The following is an 18,305-nucleotide window of genomic DNA, read 5'->3' on the forward strand; positions in this document are numbered from 1 at the left end:
AACCGGGACGCTTCACAATTACCCCAACTGGAGACAGCGAACGAACACGGCAAGCCGCGCGGCCCGCCAGCGAAGACCCGCATGCCACGTCATGCTAATGGCATACAGGGATGGCTTTGAATGAAGAAGCGCATTCTAATACACTCGTGTATCTGAATGCATAGATGGATTTGAATTCTTTTGGGTGCTAGGCTTGCGGCCATGAAACGTCAAAGACTGACAAGAGAGCAGAGCAAGGACCAGACGCGGGAGCGGCTGCTCGATGCCGCGCAGGCAATTTTCATGAAGAAGGGCTTCGTCGCGGCGAGTGTCGAGGACATCGCGGCGGCGGCTGGCTATACGCGCGGCGCGTTCTATTCGAACTTCCGCAGCAAGACCGAGCTGTTTCTGGAGCTATTGCGGCGCGATCACGAAGCGATGCAGGCGGGCCTGCATGCGATCTTCGAAAGCGCGGCGTCGCGCGAGGAGATGGAGGCGCGCGTGCTGCGCTACTACAGCTCGCTGCATCGTGAGAACAAGCGTTTTCTGTTGTGGGTCGAGGCGAAGCTGCTGGCGGTGCGCGACGGCCGTTTCCGGCTGCGCTTCAACGCGTTCATGCACGAAAAGATCGAACAGTTGAGCGCCTATGTGCGCGAGTTCTCGGAGCGCGTGGGCACGCCGATGTCGATGGCGCCCGAGCAGCTCGCGATCGGCCTGATGGGTCTGTGCGACGGCGTGCAGTTCTTCTACACGGTCGATCCGCAGAATGTCCCGGCGGAGATGGCCGAAACGGTGCTGGCGGGGTTTTTCTCGCGCGTGGTGTTCGGGCGCGATGCGTAACGGTAGGCGTTGAGCCTGGAGGCGCAGATGCGCGAATGCGCGACCCGGAGGGATCGCGCATCAGATACGGTTCAAGGCGGAAAAATCATTCGACCGGCAGTTGCGCGCAGGCCTCGGCGGCGGGCGCCGTGCACGCGAACGCGTATTGGCCGCTGGCGTCGAGGAATTTTTCCCCGGCGTGCAGGGCAACCTTGATATCGGGGCAGCGCTCGTAACCGATATAGGCCGAGCTCGCGGCGGCCGACCAGCAAACCAGCGAAAACGCGATCTTTTCCAGCAGACGAAAACGATGTGGCATGGCGATGTAGCGGTAACTTTCTTTGGCCGCCATCTTACCAGCAAACTAGGGTTTATACCTAGCTAAAATCCACGATAGACGCCGTAATAGTGGCGCGATGGACACGCCGCGCCGAATCTGACCGGAATGTCATGTCTGGGTCAGGGTTGGGACATGTCCTATCGCTAGAATCGGTTGCGTTGGGCGGACCCGCGCGCGCCCATGCGGCGCGGGTCGACACAGGCGGCAACGGTTGCGCCGGCCCGGCTTTACCGAGGCAGGAGTCGTCCCATGAATCAACTGCAGTCGATGCGCGTGTTCGTCAAGGTGGCGGACCTCGGCAGTTTCGTCGGCGCGTCGGGCGCGCTGGATGTGTCCACCGCGGTCGTCACGCGGCACGTCGCGGATCTCGAAGCACGGCTCGGCACGCGACTGCTGAACCGCACCACCCGCCGTCTTTCGCTGACCGAATCCGGTGCGACCTATCTGGAGCGCGTACGCCACATCCTCGCCGATCTCGAAAGCGTCGAGCAGATGGTGGTGGCGCGCAATCACGAGCCGGTCGGCACGCTGCGCATCGTCGCGCCGGTCGTGTTCGGATTGCACAGTCTCGCGCCGGTCGTGCAGTCGTACGCGGCGCGCTATCCCGACGTCGTGCCCGACGTCACGCTCGCCGACCGCCACGTCGATCTGGTCGAAGAGGGCTTCGACGTCGGCATCCTGGCTGCGCGGCACATGCGCAGCGCGAGCATCGTCACACGGCGGTTGACGACCGGCTACATGACGGTTTGCGCGACGCCCGAGTATCTGGCGCAACACGGCACGCCGAAGCGCCCCGAGGATCTGCTCAGGCATTCGTGCCTGAGCAGGCCGGCCGAGCAGGGCGGCGAGGAGCGCCTGTTCAATGGGCCGGACGGCGAAGTGCGGGTGCGGCCGACCAACGCGATCGCGGCGAACAACGCCGAGATGCTGCGGCAGTTCACGCTGCTCGGCATGGGCGTGGCGATCCTGCCGAGCTACCTGATCGGCAGTGATTTGACGGCGGGGCGGCTCGTGCGTCTGCTCGACGCGTACAGTCTGCCGCCCATCGAAATCACGATTGCGTATCCGAGCCGGCTGCATCTGCCGGCGAAGGTGCGGACGTTCATCGACCATCTGGTCGAGCATTTCCAGCCGGACAGCGCGCAGGCACGGGATTCCCGTCGCGTGGCGCCGGAGCGGGTGGTGGCCGGGGTGAGCGGGTCCGACGCTCCGACGGCGCGCGAGATCGCCGATGACGCGCTCGGAAACAGCCGCACGACGCGCCGTGTGACGCGGGTGGCGCGCGCGCGGATCGCGGCGTCGTCGCAGTTCTGACGTGTGAGGTGAGGCGAGGCTGAATCCGGCTTCAGATCCCCAGGCCCGGGCCATAGTTGCCGCCGATCAAGCGCGTGACCGACTCGATGTCGACATAATCCTGCTCCGGCATACCATCGAGCATCGCCAACACCTCGTTGCTCGCGCCGGCTTCGCGCGCGGCGTCGACGAGTGCGTCCTTGTTGGTCGGGAATTCGACTTCGCTGAGAAAATCGGCGATCTGCAGATCGATCGATTCGCCGGGGATGTCCGAGGCCGTCATGCGCATGCTCCTGGTGAGCTTAAGTTAGTCACGTCGTTATTGCTGCCACGAAAAGCCAGCGCCTCGCCGCGATGAGTTTCTCGCAGTCTGTTGCAATCCCGCGCGCATCGCCACCCCATCGTCATGACAGCCGGCGCAAACCGGGCAGGCGCGCCGTCGTAGCCGCGCCACCGCCCGCCGTTGCGGCGGCCCTCACGTGGTCAGATGCTCGTTCTGCCCGGTCAGGCTGCGTTCCAGATGTCGGGACTTCGGCAGCGCAATATGCTCCCAGTGCTGCGGACGGCTGGCGTCGGTGCTCGACACGTCTGGGGCCGGAGGCGCGACCGGCGCGGCGTTCGCGCGTTGCGCAAGCGTGATGGAATCCGTGCTGTCCGAGGCGGTATGAACCGGCGCGGCAAAGCACGAGGCTGACAGCGTCACCATGATTAACAGTGTCGAGGTTTTCATCGCCCGACCTCCTAAAGCTCATGCGGCGCTGACAATCGAGCAAACCCTGTGCCGTCCCGCGTCGAGAGGACGGTGCAAGCCGAGGACGGCATGGCGCTGCGCGGCCCAGGCTCCTTACCATCTTAGATGGCAAATACTGCAACGCGCGCACATTTGCGGCAAAACCGTATTGTAGGTTCCATCATGGCACGAACAGGCGCGCGCGTCCGCCATGCGCTAGCGCAGCACCTCGAAGCGCGTCCACGGCCACGACGGCCGGTCGCGCATATAGCCGTTCAGCCAGTTCCACTGCGGATGCCGCTTCATGAACGCCTGCGCGTCGAACGGCCGGCCGCACGGATGCCCCCAGCGCGCGGTGAAGGCCATCTCGCGGGCCATTTCGCTGTCGACCACCTTGCCGTCGTTCGCGCCCCACGGATTGAACGGCCCGTGATCGGTGCCGCCGAAGCGCGCGTCGTCGAGCTCCAGATGCCCGCAGATCGTGCGCGAGCACGGGTTGTCGTTGCGATCGAGATAGACGTCGTGATGATCGGCGATCATCTGCTTCGCGAGCTCGACGTCGATGCTGCCGCGATGCAGTTCCTCGAGCTGCATGAAACGCAGACGCCGCGCGCCGTTCTTGCGCACGTCGGTATAGTCCTCGCCTTCGCCGATGCATTCCTGGTTGCGGATCTTCAGATCCGTCGCGGTGTTGTAGCCGCTGTAGAAACCGTCTTTGGTGGTCTCGAAGCCCGCATAGTGCAGCCCGAGTTCGTAACGCGCGATCTCGCCGGTCTTCGTGTCGCCGAGCAGCCAACTGTTCGCGTAGCCGCCGTTGTTCGCGAGCGAGAACATGTCGCACCATTCCTTGATGCTGTTCGCATATTGCGACGCGCGCCGCGAGCGATAGAACTCGGGCGCGCCGGCCGCGTTGTAGCCCGCGAAGTTCGAGATCGTCGTTTCGGTGATCATCAGGCCGGCCGCCGTGACCCAGAAATCGGTCAGGCTCGAGATGCAGCCCGGCAGGCCCTGCATCAGGATGCGGTTGCCGCGGTCGGGCACGATGTCGAACACGACGTTGAACGCGTCGCCGGCCGCGTAGCGGTCCCACGAGTTGTGCGCCATCACGATACGGCCGTCGCGCGTCGCGTTGCCGGTCGCGATGAACGCGCTGCAGTGGTGACCGCGCCGGCCGCGCCACAGTTTCGCGCCCAGATGCGGCTGCGCCTGCGCGGCGTGCGTCGGCCACCAGCTTTGCAGCAGATCCATGTAGCCGTTCCACGCGAGCACTTCGGCGAACGGCAGCTTCGCGCCGTCGGCGATGCCATGGATTTCATCGGCGAATTCGGTGTCGAGCTTGCTCGCGAACTGGCTCGTCGCGGCATTGACGAAGGTGTCGAACTCCTCCCCGGTGTCCCATTTGGCGAGATAGCGCGCGGTGCGGATCGCGTTTCTGATTTCGTCGGCGAGCAACTGGCCGTGCTGCTCGCCGCGATCGTACGGCTCGCCTTCGATATGCACGAAAATCCAGCCGGCCTGATCGCGGCGTACGGCCTCGGGGGACGGTTCGCTCATCTTCGCTCCGACGATACGGCGGGCGCTGTCGCTGCGCCCAAGCTGGGCTCACGCGTGCCGGCCGCGTGAAGGGCCGGCGGGTCTGTCCATTGTAGAGAATCCGCGGCGCTTTGCATCGCGCCCCGCGAAGCCTTCGAAAGCTCTAGCGCGACGGACTCATGCGGAAGTACGCATCGAGCAGCGAGGTCTTGTAGACGACGCCGGCGAGCTTCGGATGCGCGGTGCTTTCGATCACCGGCAGCCGCTCGCCCTGAAACGCCATGAAGTGCTGTAACGCGATGGCGAGCGACATGTCCGGCGTCAGCACGTCGAAATGCGGCTGCAGATAATCGGCGGCGGTTTTCATCGACGTGTCGCGCCGCTCGAGCAGATCGGACGTGATGTCCTTCAGCGCGACCACGCCGAGAAACGCGCCCGAGTCGTTCGCGACGTACAGATACTTGACCGGATACTCGAGGAACACGCGCGTCATGTCGTGCACGGTCGCGTTCGGCGGCACGACGGTCTGCGCGGGGCGGATCAGCTCGCGCATCTGCGTCGCGCGCAATCGCGAGCGCTCCTGCTCCTCGCGATTGCGGCGCAGCGTGATCTCGTACATCGAGGTCTTGCCGATCGCGCGCGCGATGAAATACGCGACCACGCACGACAGCATCAGCGGCAGCACGACCTGATAGCTCAACGTCATCTCGAAGATCATCAGGATCGCCATCAGCGGCGCCTGGGTCGCGCCCGCGAGGAATGCGCCCATGCCGACCATCGCATAGGCGTAAGCGGCCGACGTCGCATGCGGCCACAACGCGTGCATGCCCTGGCCGAACAGCGAGCCGACCGCCGCGCCGACGAACAGCGTCGGCGTGAACACGCCGCCCACCGCGCCGGAGCCGGCCGTCGCCGCGGTCGCCGCGAGCTTGCAGACAAGCACCAGCAGGAGCGCGGACCATGTCCACGGTGAATGCAGGATCGAGTTCACGACGCTGTAGCCGTTGCCCCACACCTCGGGCTCCGCGACCGAAATGATGCCGACCACGAGACCGCCGAGCGCGAGCCGCACCGGCAACGCCACCGGCAGTTTGCGAAAGGCCGCCTTCGATGCGTCGAGCAGCCGCAGAAACTGCGGCGCGGCCGCGCCGCACAGCGCGCCGAGCGCGACGAACAGCAGCACCTCGGGACCGGTCACGGTCGGAAACTCCGGCATCTCGTAGGGCGGCTTGTAGCCGGCGAACTCGCGCATCGTGATGTTTGCGACGACCGCTGCGACCAGCACCGGCCCGAAGCTTTCCATCGCGATCGAGCCGAGCACGATCTCGGTGACGAAAAACGCGCCCGCGATCGGCGCGCTGTACGCGGACGTGATACCGGCCGCCGCGCCGCACGCGACGAGCAGGCGCAGCCGCGGCGGATCGAAGTGGACCCAGCGGCCGATCAGCGACGAGGCGAGCGCCGCGAGCTGCACCATCGGACCTTCACGACCGATCGAACCGCCGCTCGCGATCGTAAACAGCGACGACACGCTGCGCCACAGGCTCAGGCGCACCGGCACGACGCCGTCGCCGATCGCGACCGCTTCCATGTAGTCGGTGTGCCTGTTCGTGTCGGCGTGACGCTGCGCGATCAGCAGGAAAATGCCGGCGACGAGACCACCCGCGGCCGGCAGCCAGATGCGCATGGTCCACGGTAGGCTGCGCGCCATGTCGACGAAGCTGCCGGAGCGGCCGGCAATCGCCAGTTGCAGCAGTTCGATGCCCCTGCGAAACACGATGGTCGCCAACGCGCCGGCAATGCCGACCACAACGGCCCAGACCAGCACCGTATGGGCTTCTGAGAGGCGGAAAACGCTTTGGGCGCGGGTGCGCAGTTTCAGCAGGAATGAAAGCACGTCGTCGGTACGGGGCGTGAAGGAAGGTTGAAAAAACCGCGGCACAACAGCAGCGCGCCCGCCTCGAATGGCGGGCGCGCGGCGGCGAGCGGGCGGAGGCGGGCGGCGCGGTTCAAGCCGCCGCCTTGTCGAGTTCAGGATAGTGCCGGAAGATGCAGCTTTCGTTATGGCCGATGCGCCGGTCCGAGTCCAGATACGCGGCGATGTTCGGTCTTGCGATCACGGCGTCGTGCAGCGCGGCGAGCCGCGGATAGTGCTCGCCGAAGCGCTTCAGCGCGCGCGGAAACGCGTACAGCAGACCGTCGATCAGCTGGAACATCGACAGGTCCACATAGGTCAGCGTGTCGCCGACCATGAAGCTGTCGCCGGCCGGATTCTGCGCGAGCACGCGCTCGAAGTACGACATGAACTTCGGAATCCGATGGTCGATGAAATCGTGCGCGCGCACCTTCGCCGCGTCTTTCTGCTCCTCGTAGTAGAGGCCGCTCGCGAGCGGATGGTGGGTGTCGTGCGCTTCGGTGACGACGTCGGCGATCGTCAGCTGCAGGCCGTTCGCGACATAGCGCAGGCTGTCCACCGCCGGCGCCAGCTTGAGCCGCGGGCCGAGATAGAACAGGATGTTGGCGGTCTGCGCGATCACCAGATCGCCGTCTTTCAGAAACGGTGGCGCGAACGGCGGATACGGCTCGTCGGGGCTTTGCATCACCGCCATCATCGCTTTGGTGCCAAGACCCTTCGAAGGCTTGCCGCGCGCGACTTCGACATAGTCGACGCCGGCTTCCTCCAGCGCGAGCCGCACGAATTCGCCGCGGCCTTGCAGGCCATCCCAGTAGTACAGTTCCAGGCTCATCGATCGATCCTCATTCCGGTCGCCCGGACGCGTCGCGGGAAGGCGGTTTCACCGCTGCCATCGGACGTCGCGCACGGGCGGGTTGGGGGGCAAAGTTCGCAGCAACGAGTATGCCGTGTGATCGGCCCGGATGGGGCGCCAGAAAGCGCAAAACCCCGCGCGCGGCGGGGTGTCGGGGAAGGCGGGAGAGCCGGCGACGGCTTAGTGGAACAGGTGCTGGACGGTCCATGTGATGCCGAGTCCGCCGGCGATCAGCCATACATACAGAATCAGGCCGGTGGTCAGCGCGCGCGGACCCGCTTCGCGAATCTGCGAGAAGCGCGTTTCCATGCCGAGTGCGGTCATCGCCATCGTCAGCGCGAAGGTGTCGAACAGGTTCAGCGTCGAGGTGGCGCTTTCCGGCAGCACATGCAGCGAGTTGATCGCCACGCAGGCGAGGAAGCCGAGTGCGAACCAGGGGATCGCCAGCTTGCGCGGGGCGGCGCCGTCCGTGCCGCCATCCTTCGCGCCGCGCGTCGCGCGGTTCACCCACAGGCCGACCACCAGCAATACCGGCACGAGCAGCATCACGCGGGTCATCTTGACGATCGTCGCGATGTGCGTCGCTTCTGGGCTCACGTTGCTCGCCGCGCCGACCACCTGCGCGACCTCGTGGATCGTGCCGCCGAAGAACAGGCCGGCGCCGACCGTGTCGAGATGCAGCCAGCCTGCCTTGAACAGCACCGGGTAGAGGAACATCGACAGCGTGCCGAACAGCACGACGCTGCCGACCGCCATCGCGCTCTTGTGCGGCTTCGATTGCAGCGTCGATTCGAACGCGAGCACCGCGGCCGCGCCGCAGATCGCGCTGCCGGCCGCCGTCAGGAGCGCGGTGTCGCGATCGAGCTTCATGATTTTCATGCCGGCCCAGGTGCCGATCACGAGCGTGCTGACGACGATCAGCACCGACTCCGCGAGACCCGGCAGGCCCACCTGGGCGATTTCCTGCAGGCTCACACGCAAGCCGAAGAACGCGACCGCGATGCGCAGCAGCTTGCGCGCCGAGAAATTCACGCCGGCCGCCCAACTGGCCGGCATGCTGTCGCGCAGCGCGTTGCCGTAGATCGCACCCGCGACGATGCCGACGATCAGCGGACTCAGGCCAAGGCCGGCAATCGCCGGAATCGCCGCGATGCGCGTGACCGCGGCGGCGAACAGCGCGACGAACAGTACGCCGTTGAGCTGGCCGCGGGTGGACAGCGCGGGGGAGGCGGCGGCGAGCGGGGCGGTGGGTGTGGACATGATCGGCGGCTTCGTAACGGACTTGCAGGGGACTGCATAAGCAGCAATGGGGCTAATCCTAAATTAGATATATCGATATGAAAAATCGTGATTTAGAATGTGAAGTATCGGTTCAACGGATATTTAATCGAGATGACCCCGGATCAACTTATAACGTTCGCCGCCGTCGCTGAGCATCGCAACATCAGCCGGGCGGCGGTGGCGCTGCATCTGTCGCAGCCGGCGGTGTCCGGCCAGCTGAGGCAATTGCAGGACGAGTTCGGCGAGCCGCTGTATCAGCGCGATGGCCGCGGGGTGCGGCTGACGCCAGCCGGCGAGCAGCTCGCCGCCTATGCGGCGCGGCTGCGCGACACCTGGCGGCAGGCGCATGCCTATCGCGACGCGCTGCGCGGTCTCGAACAGGGCACCTTGCGGATCGGCGCGAGCACGACGCCGGCGAGCTACCTGCTGCCGTACCTGATCGCCGAATTCCATCGCCGTTATCCGCACGTGAGCGTGCATACCGCCAACGGCAACACGGCCGAGATCGTCGGTGCGCTCGGCTCGGTCGACATCGCGATGATCGAGGGTCCCGCCGGCGCAGATCTGCCGCCGGACACGGTCGTCCATGCGTGGCGCGAGGACGAGATCGTCGCGATCATGCCGCGCTCGCATCCGCTCGCGCAGGCGGACAATGGCGGGCGCATCGAGCTGGCCGCGTTCGGCGCGTATCCGCTGGTGCTGCGCGAGGAAGGCTCGGGCGTGCGGCAGACGGTCGAGCGCGAGTTCTCGCGCGCGGGCGTGCCGATGCGCGTGGCGCTCGAAATCGCGGGGGTCGAAGGGGTGAAGGAGGCGGTGCGGGCGGGGATGGGTGTCGGTTTCGTGTCGGCGATGTCGATGCGGCATGAGAACGGTGCGCTGCGGCTCATGTCGCTGAGCCCGCAGCCGCTGACGCGGCGGCTGTCGATTCTGGTGCCGCATGCGAGCGCGCCGTCGCGGGTGGTCGAGCAGTTTCTGGCGATGTGCGTCGCGGACGAGGGCGGCTGACTTCCGCACTGGCAGCGTATGGGGTCGCGAATCCGAACCCGCGCGGGGCGCTGCCGTGGCCGGCGCGCCTCGCTTTACGCTCGCCGTATGCCGGCCGCGCCTGGGGATTTCCTCTATGGTGCGCGATGGCTGTCCCGAGCACCATTCGCACATCGCAGCGCCTCGGCGCTTTTTTTCGAAGTTTAATTGGAACCGGTTCCAAAAGCGGTTTCGCTTCAGGATTGCGTGAGTTGGATATGGCTGATGCAGTGGAGATCGTGGTCGTCGCCAGCGCGTTCGGTGTGAACGCCGTGCGCGCCGACGGCCATCTGAAATGGGCGCAGGCGGCAAAGCGCGCCGGCGCGGCGGGTTTCGAAGTGCGCCGGGAGCTGTTCGCGAGCGACGCGGACGCGGACCCGCAACGGCTGCGCGCGCTCGGCGCGGCGTTGGCCGATCTCGGGCTGTGGTCGGTGTTCTCGACGCCGGCATCGTTGTACGCGGCGGACGGCCAGCTCGATACCGACGCACTGCGTGTCGCGCTCGATCAGGCGGCCGCGCTCGGCGCGCGCTTCGTCAAGCTGCAACTCGGCGGCTTCGCGGGCGAGGCTCACGGCGCGGCCATCGTCGCGCACGTCGCGAGCGGCTCGGGCACCACGGGCGGTGCGCAGCCACGGCTCGTCGTCGAAAACGGGCAACTGGCGCAGGGCGGCTCGCCCGCGCAGTTCGTCGGGCTGTTCGATGCGCTCGCGCGTGAAGGCCACGCGGGCGTGCTCGGCATGACCTTCGATACCGGCAACTGGGCGTGGCTCGACGTCGCGCCGCTACCCATCGCGCCGCAGCTCGCGCCGTACGTCGAGTACATCCATTGCAAGACCACCACGGGCGAGGGCGCGCGGCGCTTTGCGAGCGCGCCGGCCGAGGATGACGCGCCATTGCGCGCGCTCCTCGACCGGCTGCCGCGCGATGTGCCGCGCGGCATCGAGTTTCCGTTCGATCCGAGCCGGATCGACGCGGATGCCGCGCGTTATGTGAGCTGGCTTGCGCGCGTGTAGACGCGCGGCGCGGCATCACGAAGCGCCTCGGTCGAAGCCGTATAGCAGACGAGGCGGCAACTCAGGCAGCAACTCAGGCAGCAACCCAGGCAGCAAAGAACGCATTCCACGCGACACGAATCACCGCATCAGCAGCACCACCAGGAGCCCAGCATGACGCACCCTTACCCCGCCCTCGACGTGATCACCTACGGCGAAGCGATGGCGATGTTCGTCGCCGCCGAAGCCGGCCCGCTCGCGGGCGTCGGGCACTTCACGAAGCGCATCGCCGGCGCGGATCTGAACGTCGCGATCGGCTTGTCCCGACTCGGCTTCAGGGTGGGCTGGATGAGCCGCGTCGGCGACGATTCGTTCGGCCGGTACGTGCGCGACACGCTGACGAAAGAGGGCATCGACCAGCAATGCGTGAGCACCGACGCGCGCCATCCGACCGGCTTCCAGCTGAAGTCGAAGAGCGCCGACGGCAGCGACCCGGCGGTCGAATACTTCCGCAAGGGCTCGGCGGCGAGCCATCTGTCGCTCGACGACTACCTCGCCGATTACGTGCTGCCCGCGCGTCATCTGCATCTGACCGGCGTCGCCCCGGCGATCTCGGCAAGCTCGCGCGAACTCGCATTCCACCTCGCCCGCGAAATGCGCGCTGCGGGCAGGACGATCTCGTTCGACCCGAACCTGCGTCCGACGCTGTGGCCCTCGCGCGCGGCGATGATCGAAGGCTTGAACGCGCTCGCCGCGCTCGCCGACTGGGTGCTGCCCGGCATCGGCGAGGGTGAGATGCTGACCGGCCACACGCAGCCGGAGGACATCGCGAAGTTCTATCTCGAGCGCGGCGCGCGCGGCGTGATCGTCAAGCTCGGCGCGCAGGGCGCGTATTACCGCACCGCGACCGAAGCCGCGACGATCGCCGGCCGGCCGGTCGCGAACGTCGTCGATACGGTCGGCGCGGGCGATGGTTTCGCGGTCGGCGTGATCAGCGCGCTGCTCGAAGGCCGCACGCTCGCGCAGGCGGTCGCGCGTGGCAACCGGATCGGCGCGCTCGCGATCCAGGTGATCGGCGATTCGGAAGGTTTGCCGAACCGCGCCGAACTCGACGCGCTGGAGCTGGCCGAGGTACCGGGCATGGCAAGCGCGGCCTGACGCGGATCGGACCGCATCGATAGCGCTGCATCCACAACCAGCATCGACGACAACAAGAGCGCCCACAGCGCGCCCAGATTTTTTCATCATTGATTCGGGACGACGCCGTCCAAGGAGACTTCCATGACCTCATCGCTTGCGATTCGCCGTTGGTGGACGATCATGCCGATCGTGTTCATCACTTACAGCCTCGCGTATCTGGATCGCGCGAATTTCGGCTTCGCGTCAGCGGCCGGCATCAACCAGGATCTCGGCATCAGCAAGGGGCTCGCGTCGCTGATCGGCGCGCTGTTCTTCCTCGGCTATTTCTTCTTCCAGATTCCGGGTGCGATCTATGCCGAGCGCCGCAGCGTGAAGAAACTGGTGTTCTGGAGCCTCGTTCTGTGGGGCGGCTGCGCGGCGTTGACCGGCATGGTCAGCAACATTCCGTCGCTGATGGCGATCCGCTTCCTGCTCGGCGTCGTCGAAGCCGCGGTGATGCCGGCGATGCTGATCTTCATCAGCAACTGGTTCACGAAGAGCGAGCGCTCGCGCGCGAACACGTTCCTGATCCTCGGCAATCCGGTCACGGTGCTGTGGATGTCGGTCGTGTCGGGCTATCTCGTGCATTCGTTCGGCTGGCGGCAGATGTTCATCGCCGAGGGCGCGCCCGCGATCATCTGGGCGATCTGCTGGTGGTTCCTCGTCAAGGACAAGCCCGAGCAGGTGTCGTGGCTCACGCAAGAGGAAAAAGACGCGCTCGCGCAGACGCTGCGCGCCGAGCAGGCCGCGATCAAGCCGGTGCGCAACTACAGCGAGGCGTTTCGCACGCCCGCGGTCATCAAGCTGTGCGCGCAGTATTTCTGCTGGAGCATCGGCGTGTACGGCTTCGTGCTGTGGTTGCCGTCGATCCTGAAGAACGGCTCGTCGTTCGGCATGGTGGAAACCGGCTGGCTGTCGGCGCTGCCGTATCTGGCCGCGACGATCGCGATGCTTGCAGCTTCGTGGGCATCGGATAAACTCAACCGCCGCAAGGTGTTCGTGTGGCCGTTTCTGCTGATCGGTGCGATTGCATTCGCGGCGTCGTACGGGCTCGGCTCCGCGCATTTCTGGGTTTCGTATGCGCTGCTCGTGATCGCGGGCGCGGCGATGTACGCGCCGTATGGACCGTTCTTCGCGATCGTGCCGGAGCTGCTGCCGAAGAACGTCGCGGGCGGCGCGATGGCGCTGATCAACAGCATGGGCGCGCTCGGTTCGTTCGTCGGCTCGTACGTGGTCGGCTATCTGAACGGCGCGACCGGGTCGCCCGCGGCATCGTATGCATTCATGAGCGTGGCGCTCGTCGCCGCGGTGATCCTGACGCTCGCCGTCAAGCCGGCCGCGGCCGAACAACGTGGCCCCGCTCGTCCCACCGTCGCAAGGAAAATTAGCTGATGAACAAGATCGTCGCCTGGAAGTCGCTCCCCGAGGATGTGCTCGCCTATCTGCAACAGCATGCGCAGGTCGTGCAGGTCGATCCGTCACAGCATGATGCGTTCGTCGCCGCGCTGCGCGATGCCGACGGCGGCATCGGCGCGAGCGTGCAGATCACGCCGGCGATGCTCGAAGGCGCGAGCCGGCTGAAGGCGCTGTCGACGATCTCGGTCGGCTACGACCAGTTCGACGTCGCCGACCTCACGCGCCGCGGCATCGTGCTCGCGCACACGCCGGACGTGCTGACCGAATCGACCGCCGATACCGTGTTCTCGCTGATCCTCGCGTCCGCGCGGCGCGTCGTCGAGCTGGCCGACTGGGTCAAGGCGGGGCAGTGGCGCACGAGCATCGGGCCCGCGCAGTTCGGGCTCGACGTGCAGGGCAAGACGATCGGCATCGTCGGCTTGGGGCGGATCGGCGGCGCGGTCGCGCGACGCGCGGCGCTCGGCTTCAACATGAAGGTGCTGTATACGAACCGCAGCGCGAACCACCAAGCGGAGCAGGCGTATGGCGCGCGGCGCGTCGAGCTGGCTGAATTGCTCGCGCAGTCCGATTTCGTCTGTCTGCAGGTGCCGCTCACGCGAGAGACGCGGCATCTGATCGGCGCCGCCGAACTGCGCGCGATGAAGAAGAGCGCGATCCTGATCAACGCTTCACGCGGCGCGACCGTCGACGAACCGGCGCTGATCGAGGCGCTGCGCAACGGCACGATTCACGGCGCGGGCCTCGACGTGTTCGACACCGAACCGTTGCCTGCCGACTCGCCGTTGCTCGCCATGCCGAACGTGGTCGCATTGCCGCATATCGGCTCGGCGACGCACGAGACCCGTCATGCGATGGCGCTCAACGCGGCGGAGAACCTGGTCGCCGCGCTCGACGGCACATTGACGACCAACATCGTCAACCGTGACGTCCTGGCGAAGTGATTCGCAGGGCGGCGCGCAAGCTCCCGTCCTCGGACCGGCACGAGCGATGAGCGAATGAGCACGACCCCGCCCCCGGCCAGCATGCCGCCTGGTCCCCCGAGCGCGCCGACGCGACGCGCGACGATCACCGATGTCGCGCGTGAAGCCGGCACCGGCAAGACCAGCATCTCGCGCTATCTGAACGGCGAGTTCGGCGCGCTGTCGCCCGAGCTGCGCGCGCGCATCGAAGCCGCGATCGCGCGGCTCGACTATCAGCCGAACCAGATGGCGCGCGGCCTGAAGCGCGGCCGCAACCGGCTGATCGGCATGCTGGTCGCCGACCTGACCAATCCGTACTCCGTCGAAGTGCTGCAAGGCGTCGAGGCCGCGTGCCACGCGCTCGGCTTGATGCCGCTGATTTGCCACGCGGCGAACGAAGTCGAGATGGAGCGGCGTTATCTGCAACTGCTGACCACGTATCGCGTGGAAGGTGTGATCGTCAACGCGCTAGGCGTGCGCGAGGAGACGTTGCGGCCGGTCGGCGACGGCGGGATTCCGGCGGTGCTGGTCGATCGGCGCGTGGAGGGGCTGGTCGCCGACATGGTCGGTCTCGACAATGGCGCGGCCGCCGCGCTCGGTACGCGGCATCTGCTCGAACGGGGCTTCGAGCACATCTGGTTCGTCGTGCAGCCGTTCGAGCAGGTCAGCTCGCGGCAGTTGCGCGTCGAAGCATTCGATCGGGCGATGCGCGACGATGGCCGCGCGCGCGGTCGTACGCTGGTGCTCGATCTCGCCGATGCAACTGCGCTCGAGCGCGGTCTCGCGGAGCTGGATCGTGCGATCGACTCGCCGGGCGGGGCCGGTGCCGAGCCCGCCGGCGCCTCCCCACGCGTCGCGCTGTTCGCGGCCAACGCACCGGTCGCGTTGCGTCTCGCGCTGCATCTGAACGCGCGTTACGGCGCGCACTGGCAGAGCCGCGTCGCGCTGCTTTCCATCGACGATCCGGATTGGGCCGAGCTCGCCGGCATCACGACGATCCGCCAGCCGACCTACGACATCGGTTATCGCGCGGTCGAATTCCTGCACGAGCGCATCGAAGGCGCGCAGACGGGCGCGCGCGACTGCCTGCTGCCCGGCGAGCTGATCGTGCGTGCGTCGACCGCACGCTGATTTCCGGCCGATCTGCGATGATGCGGGCTGCGGCGCGCAGCGGTTGCGCGTCGGGGATTGCAAGGAACCCCGCAAGGATACTCATGGTCGTGCCACCGCTTACCCTCGCGAGTCTCGCGCTCGCCACGCTCGTCATCGCCGCTTTACCGTTTCTGATTTACCGACAATTGCGCCGTCCGCTCGCGCTTCGGCCGCACGACGCGATCGCCGGCGTCGCGGTGTTCGCGCTGTTCGCGATGGTCATCGAGCGTGCGCTGCACGACTATCTGTTGCGCGGCAACGAGACGACCGCGGCGTTCCTTTCGCAGCCGCTCGCGTTCGTCGTCTATGGTGCGCTGGCCGCGGGCGTTTGCGAGGAAGTGGGGCGGTTCTTCGGCATGCGGCTGCTCATGAAGCGCGCGGCGGCGCGGCCGGCGGTGCGCAAGAAGGCGAACGTCGACGCGCCCGCCGGCGTCGATGCAAGCGTGGGCGCGAGCCCCGCCGCCAGCACGACCGCCGACACGCGCACCGCGGCATTGCGCGCCGACGATGGCGCCGCGCTCAGCTACGGCCTCGGCCACGGCGGCGCAGAAGCGTGGATGGTCGGCGTGTTCGTGCAGTGCCAGTGGCTCGTGTTAGCGGTCCTCGAAAACCGTGGCCGGCTCGGCGATTACCTCGGCAATCTGCCGGCCGAAGCGGTGATGCGCGTGCATCTGATTCTCGCGAGCCTGACGCCGCAACTGGCCGGCATTTTCGCGCTCGAACGCGTCGCGGCGCTGGTGTTCCAGATCGGCCTGTCGGTGCTGATGTGGCGCGGCGTGCGGGCCGGCTCGCGCGGCATCCTGCCGCTCGCGATCGGGGTGCACGCGCTGATCGACGTGCCTGCGGCAATGACGCAGGCGCGGCTGTTGCCGCTCGCGGCGGCCGATACGATCTATGTGGTGGCGGCGGTGTTCGTCGCGGGACTGCTGATACGGATTTACCGGCGGCCGGCGGCGGCGTGAGCGGATGAGCCGCTGGACGGCAGGCGCCTCGCTATCCCTTCAGTGTTTCTCTAAAATGCGCCTACGTTTCAGGATCTTCTTTTCCCGGCAGCCTTCATGGAAGCTTACCAATACGACTGCGCGCATCCGGAGTTCGACGAGCTCGCGCGCGTCATCAGCGATCTGTTTCCCGAGCAGACGCAGTTCATCGAGCGTGCCGCCGACGATGGCACGCCCACACTGACGGTTCACTGGGTAGCAATGCGCTTCGGTTCCACCGCGCGCCGTATCGTGATGACGGTCGCGATCGCGCCGGCGGCGCTCGCGCGTTATCGCGCGATGCCGGCGCGGTTGCGTGGCCGCAGCTTTGCGGTATTGCGCGCGTACGTCGAAGCGAGCCTGGGCTCGCTCGAAGAAATGTACGCGAACGGCCAGCCGGTCCCGCGCGAAGTCACGGTCGATCTCGGCGAAGAGTTCGCGTGAAGCGCGAATGAAGCGCGGGCGAAGCGGATTCAATCCGCGAGCCGATAGACCTTCGCGAAACGCGCGGCCTGCACGACGCCATAGTCGCCGGGCGCGTACTGCATGACCCAGTCGCCGGCCGCGCCGTGCAGCACGTCGCCGCCGCTCGCGGAGCGCGCGAGCGAGAAGGACTCGTCCATCCGGCGGGCGAGTACGACCGCCGGGCGATTGCGGTAGGCGCCGGCTTCGCCGTGCGCGAGCGCGGCATCGGCGGGCAGGTACTTCGCATCGAAGCGCTCGCGCGACACGACCCAGCGCTCGCCGGTCGAGCCGGTGATCAGCGCATCGCCGCGCACATAGCGGTTCGGGCCTTCGAGGCTCATCAACTGGCCTTCGGCGGCGGCGAATTCGACGCTTACCGTTTCGTCCTTGACGACGCGTTGGGCGTGCGGATCGTCACGCAAATCGAGATTCCTGAGTTCGGTCATGAAGCGGGTGGAAGATTAGGGGGTGAGCGTTGCGGCGAGACTTGCCGCGTTGCGGCGATCGTGCGTCGAGTCGCTGGGACGGGTAGCCGGCCCCGACAGCGCGACCCGAATAATGCCAGATGCATGAGCCGGGCGGGGGAAGGCGAAAGGGTGAGACGTGGTGAGAAAGCCGCTGTTCGGGCGCCGGCGGAATTGCTGAAATCAACCGCGCCCGCAACGGGGCAACCCCCGCCGCGGGCGCTCTTTCATTACGGCTTGACAGTCGCGTCGCTCGGGGCTTCTGCCGCGGGCTTGCCGCCCTTGCCCTTGCCATGGTGGCCGCGATGATGACCCTCGGGGCCGCCCTGGTGGAACGTCGCGTCGGCGAGCTTCTTCTGCTCCGGCGACAGGCTGCTATACAGCGGATCGAACGCATCGACGAGCTTCTTCATGCCGTCCGCATGCGCCTGCGCGATCGTTGCGTACTGTTTCATGTCGTCGAGCGCGCTCACGTTGGTGGCCGCCTTGCGCTGCTCGAACAGCCGGCCCATCGTTTCGCCGTTGCTGCGCATGACGTCGGCGAACGCCTTCCATTGCGTTTCCTGCGCGGGCGTGATCTTCAGTTGCGAGTGCAGATAAGCGATGCGGTCTTCGACGTTGCGTTCGTGGCCGGCCTTGGCCGCGGAGGCCGAGGCCGTGGTGTCCGGCGCTGCGGCCGGCGCGGCGGTTTGGGCGAACGCGCCGCCCATCGAAACGGCCGTAGCCAGCATAACCAGTGCTTTTTTCATCGAAACTCCTGATGTCTGTTCGTTATTGAGACACGGCGCGCGGCGAGCGTCTTGCCCCGCGCCAGCGGCGAATGGCGCCGCACCGCAAGCGGCTGCCGCATTCGCCCGGCGCCGCTATTAGTAACACGTTAACCCTACAATACGGTGCGTGTGCGACAAACGCTTACAACCGAAACGAACGCG

General features: G+C 66.5%; 19 protein-coding genes. 10 read left to right on the forward strand and 9 right to left on the reverse strand.

The genetic code is table 11. From position 1 onward, the window contains the following. Window positions 1-201: 201 nt before the first annotated feature. Window positions 202-819: a TetR/AcrR family transcriptional regulator gene (locus tag OKW30_RS07955; protein ID WP_184066033.1), complete on the forward strand. Its 618-nt coding sequence runs from the start codon at window positions 202-204 to the stop codon at window positions 817-819. Between the two features lie 85 nt (window positions 820-904). Here OKW30_RS07955 and OKW30_RS07960 read toward each other — a convergent pair whose 3' ends face one another. Further along, a complete protein-coding gene (locus tag OKW30_RS07960; RefSeq protein ID WP_184066032.1) occupies window positions 905-1,117 on the reverse strand; it encodes a hypothetical protein in 213 nt (70 codons plus the stop codon). Between the two features lie 270 nt (window positions 1,118-1,387). On the opposite strand from OKW30_RS07960, the gene OKW30_RS07965 reads away from it, so the two are divergent. Continuing rightward, on the forward strand, window positions 1,388-2,452 hold the full coding sequence (locus OKW30_RS07965; RefSeq protein WP_429346432.1) for a LysR family transcriptional regulator: 1,065 nt from the start codon (window positions 1,388-1,390) through the stop codon (window positions 2,450-2,452). 31 nt (window positions 2,453-2,483) lie between these two features. Here the strand turns inward: OKW30_RS07965 and OKW30_RS07970 are convergent, their stop codons facing one another. From OKW30_RS07970 to OKW30_RS07995, 6 genes are all read right to left on the reverse strand, one after another. Next, complete coding sequence (locus OKW30_RS07970) at window positions 2,484-2,714, reverse strand: DUF2795 domain-containing protein (protein ID WP_184022698.1); 231 nt, start codon at window positions 2,712-2,714, stop codon at window positions 2,484-2,486. 192 nt (window positions 2,715-2,906) lie between these two features. Next, window positions 2,907-3,161 carry a hypothetical protein gene (locus OKW30_RS07975; RefSeq protein ID WP_184003891.1) on the reverse strand — a complete coding sequence of 85 codons (255 nt, stop codon included), beginning with the start codon at window positions 3,159-3,161 and terminating at the stop codon, window positions 2,907-2,909. A gap of 216 nt (window positions 3,162-3,377) precedes the next feature. Further along, entirely contained in the window at window positions 3,378-4,715 is a 1,338-nt protein-coding gene (locus OKW30_RS07980; RefSeq protein ID WP_184022699.1) for a C45 family autoproteolytic acyltransferase/hydolase, read from the reverse strand. Window positions 4,716-4,857: 142 nt separating this feature from the next. Further along, the gene (locus OKW30_RS07985) at window positions 4,858-6,591 is read right to left on the reverse strand and encodes a ClcB-like voltage-gated chloride channel protein (protein WP_429346433.1); all 1,734 of its coding nucleotides are present in this window, start codon (window positions 6,589-6,591) and stop codon (window positions 4,858-4,860) included. 112 nt (window positions 6,592-6,703) lie between these two features. Next, window positions 6,704-7,441, reverse strand: a complete 738-nt coding sequence (locus tag OKW30_RS07990) for a glutathione S-transferase (RefSeq protein WP_184066029.1) — start codon at window positions 7,439-7,441, stop codon at window positions 6,704-6,706. 201 nt (window positions 7,442-7,642) lie between these two features. Then, window positions 7,643-8,722 carry a YeiH family protein gene (locus OKW30_RS07995; RefSeq protein WP_429346434.1) on the reverse strand — a complete coding sequence of 360 codons (1,080 nt, stop codon included), beginning with the start codon at window positions 8,720-8,722 and terminating at the stop codon, window positions 7,643-7,645. A gap of 132 nt (window positions 8,723-8,854) precedes the next feature. Between OKW30_RS07995 and OKW30_RS08000 the strand changes: the two genes are divergently transcribed. From OKW30_RS08000 to OKW30_RS08035, 8 genes are all read left to right on the forward strand, one after another. Then, window positions 8,855-9,748, forward strand: a complete 894-nt coding sequence (locus OKW30_RS08000; RefSeq protein ID WP_429346435.1) for a LysR family transcriptional regulator — start codon at window positions 8,855-8,857, stop codon at window positions 9,746-9,748. Between the two features lie 236 nt (window positions 9,749-9,984). After that, window positions 9,985-10,779: a sugar phosphate isomerase/epimerase family protein gene (locus OKW30_RS08005; RefSeq protein WP_187630814.1), complete on the forward strand. Its 795-nt coding sequence runs from the start codon at window positions 9,985-9,987 to the stop codon at window positions 10,777-10,779. A 153-nt stretch (window positions 10,780-10,932) separates the two neighbouring features. After that, window positions 10,933-11,916 carry a sugar kinase gene (locus OKW30_RS08010; protein ID WP_429346436.1) on the forward strand — a complete coding sequence of 328 codons (984 nt, stop codon included), beginning with the start codon at window positions 10,933-10,935 and terminating at the stop codon, window positions 11,914-11,916. 123 nt (window positions 11,917-12,039) lie between these two features. Further along, a complete protein-coding gene (locus tag OKW30_RS08015) occupies window positions 12,040-13,329 on the forward strand; it encodes an MFS transporter (RefSeq protein ID WP_184022705.1) in 1,290 nt (429 codons plus the stop codon). Further along, window positions 13,329-14,294, forward strand: a complete 966-nt coding sequence (locus OKW30_RS08020; RefSeq protein WP_184066014.1) for a 2-hydroxyacid dehydrogenase — start codon at window positions 13,329-13,331, stop codon at window positions 14,292-14,294. The genes OKW30_RS08015 and OKW30_RS08020 overlap by 1 nt, the downstream gene beginning before the upstream one ends. 54 nt (window positions 14,295-14,348) lie before the next feature. Then, on the forward strand, window positions 14,349-15,443 hold the full coding sequence (locus OKW30_RS08025; protein ID WP_429346437.1) for a LacI family DNA-binding transcriptional regulator: 1,095 nt from the start codon (window positions 14,349-14,351) through the stop codon (window positions 15,441-15,443). Window positions 15,444-15,526: 83 nt separating this feature from the next. Beyond that, window positions 15,527-16,426 (forward strand): YhfC family intramembrane metalloprotease, encoded by a 900-nt coding sequence (locus OKW30_RS08030; RefSeq protein ID WP_429346438.1) that lies wholly within the window; start codon window positions 15,527-15,529, stop codon window positions 16,424-16,426. A gap of 96 nt (window positions 16,427-16,522) precedes the next feature. Continuing rightward, window positions 16,523-16,888, forward strand: a complete 366-nt coding sequence (locus tag OKW30_RS08035) for a DUF3022 domain-containing protein (RefSeq protein ID WP_187630819.1) — start codon at window positions 16,523-16,525, stop codon at window positions 16,886-16,888. A 29-nt stretch (window positions 16,889-16,917) separates the two neighbouring features. Here the strand turns inward: OKW30_RS08035 and OKW30_RS08040 are convergent, their stop codons facing one another. Next, window positions 16,918-17,355: a PGDYG domain-containing protein gene (locus OKW30_RS08040; RefSeq protein WP_184022710.1), complete on the reverse strand. Its 438-nt coding sequence runs from the start codon at window positions 17,353-17,355 to the stop codon at window positions 16,918-16,920. Window positions 17,356-17,603: 248 nt separating this feature from the next. Continuing rightward, the gene (locus OKW30_RS08045; protein ID WP_184066002.1) at window positions 17,604-18,122 is read right to left on the reverse strand and encodes a Spy/CpxP family protein refolding chaperone; all 519 of its coding nucleotides are present in this window, start codon (window positions 18,120-18,122) and stop codon (window positions 17,604-17,606) included. Window positions 18,123-18,305: the final 183 nt, after the last annotated feature.

This window comes from Paraburkholderia sp. Clong3 (genome assembly GCF_050436485.1).
Classification (GTDB): domain Bacteria; phylum Pseudomonadota; class Gammaproteobacteria; order Burkholderiales; family Burkholderiaceae; genus Paraburkholderia; species Paraburkholderia tuberum.

What these genes read in the sequence shown, in the direction of transcription:
- OKW30_RS07955 (WP_184066033.1), top strand. Translation starts at nt 202, where the DNA reads ATGAAACGTCAAAGACTGACAAGAGAGCAGAGCAAGGACCAGACGCGG.
- OKW30_RS07960 (WP_184066032.1), bottom strand. Translation starts at nt 1,117, where the DNA reads ATGCCACATCGTTTTCGTCTGCTGGAAAAGATCGCGTTTTCGCTGGTT.
- OKW30_RS07965 (WP_429346432.1), top strand. Translation starts at nt 1,388, where the DNA reads ATGAATCAACTGCAGTCGATGCGCGTGTTCGTCAAGGTGGCGGACCTC.
- OKW30_RS07970 (WP_184022698.1), bottom strand. Translation starts at nt 2,714, where the DNA reads ATGACGGCCTCGGACATCCCCGGCGAATCGATCGATCTGCAGATCGCC.
- OKW30_RS07975 (WP_184003891.1), bottom strand. Translation starts at nt 3,161, where the DNA reads ATGAAAACCTCGACACTGTTAATCATGGTGACGCTGTCAGCCTCGTGC.
- OKW30_RS07980 (WP_184022699.1), bottom strand. Translation starts at nt 4,715, where the DNA reads ATGAGCGAACCGTCCCCCGAGGCCGTACGCCGCGATCAGGCCGGCTGG.
- OKW30_RS07990 (WP_184066029.1), bottom strand. Translation starts at nt 7,441, where the DNA reads ATGAGCCTGGAACTGTACTACTGGGATGGCCTGCAAGGCCGCGGCGAA.
- OKW30_RS07995 (WP_429346434.1), bottom strand. Translation starts at nt 8,722, where the DNA reads ATGTCCACACCCACCGCCCCGCTCGCCGCCGCCTCCCCCGCGCTGTCC.
- OKW30_RS08000 (WP_429346435.1), top strand. Translation starts at nt 8,855, where the DNA reads ATGACCCCGGATCAACTTATAACGTTCGCCGCCGTCGCTGAGCATCGC.
- OKW30_RS08005 (WP_187630814.1), top strand. Translation starts at nt 9,985, where the DNA reads ATGGCTGATGCAGTGGAGATCGTGGTCGTCGCCAGCGCGTTCGGTGTG.
- OKW30_RS08010 (WP_429346436.1), top strand. Translation starts at nt 10,933, where the DNA reads ATGACGCACCCTTACCCCGCCCTCGACGTGATCACCTACGGCGAAGCG.
- OKW30_RS08015 (WP_184022705.1), top strand. Translation starts at nt 12,040, where the DNA reads ATGACCTCATCGCTTGCGATTCGCCGTTGGTGGACGATCATGCCGATC.
- OKW30_RS08020 (WP_184066014.1), top strand. Translation starts at nt 13,329, where the DNA reads ATGAACAAGATCGTCGCCTGGAAGTCGCTCCCCGAGGATGTGCTCGCC.
- OKW30_RS08025 (WP_429346437.1), top strand. Translation starts at nt 14,349, where the DNA reads ATGAGCACGACCCCGCCCCCGGCCAGCATGCCGCCTGGTCCCCCGAGC.
- OKW30_RS08030 (WP_429346438.1), top strand. Translation starts at nt 15,527, where the DNA reads ATGGTCGTGCCACCGCTTACCCTCGCGAGTCTCGCGCTCGCCACGCTC.
- OKW30_RS08035 (WP_187630819.1), top strand. Translation starts at nt 16,523, where the DNA reads ATGGAAGCTTACCAATACGACTGCGCGCATCCGGAGTTCGACGAGCTC.
- OKW30_RS08040 (WP_184022710.1), bottom strand. Translation starts at nt 17,355, where the DNA reads ATGACCGAACTCAGGAATCTCGATTTGCGTGACGATCCGCACGCCCAA.
- OKW30_RS08045 (WP_184066002.1), bottom strand. Translation starts at nt 18,122, where the DNA reads ATGAAAAAAGCACTGGTTATGCTGGCTACGGCCGTTTCGATGGGCGGC.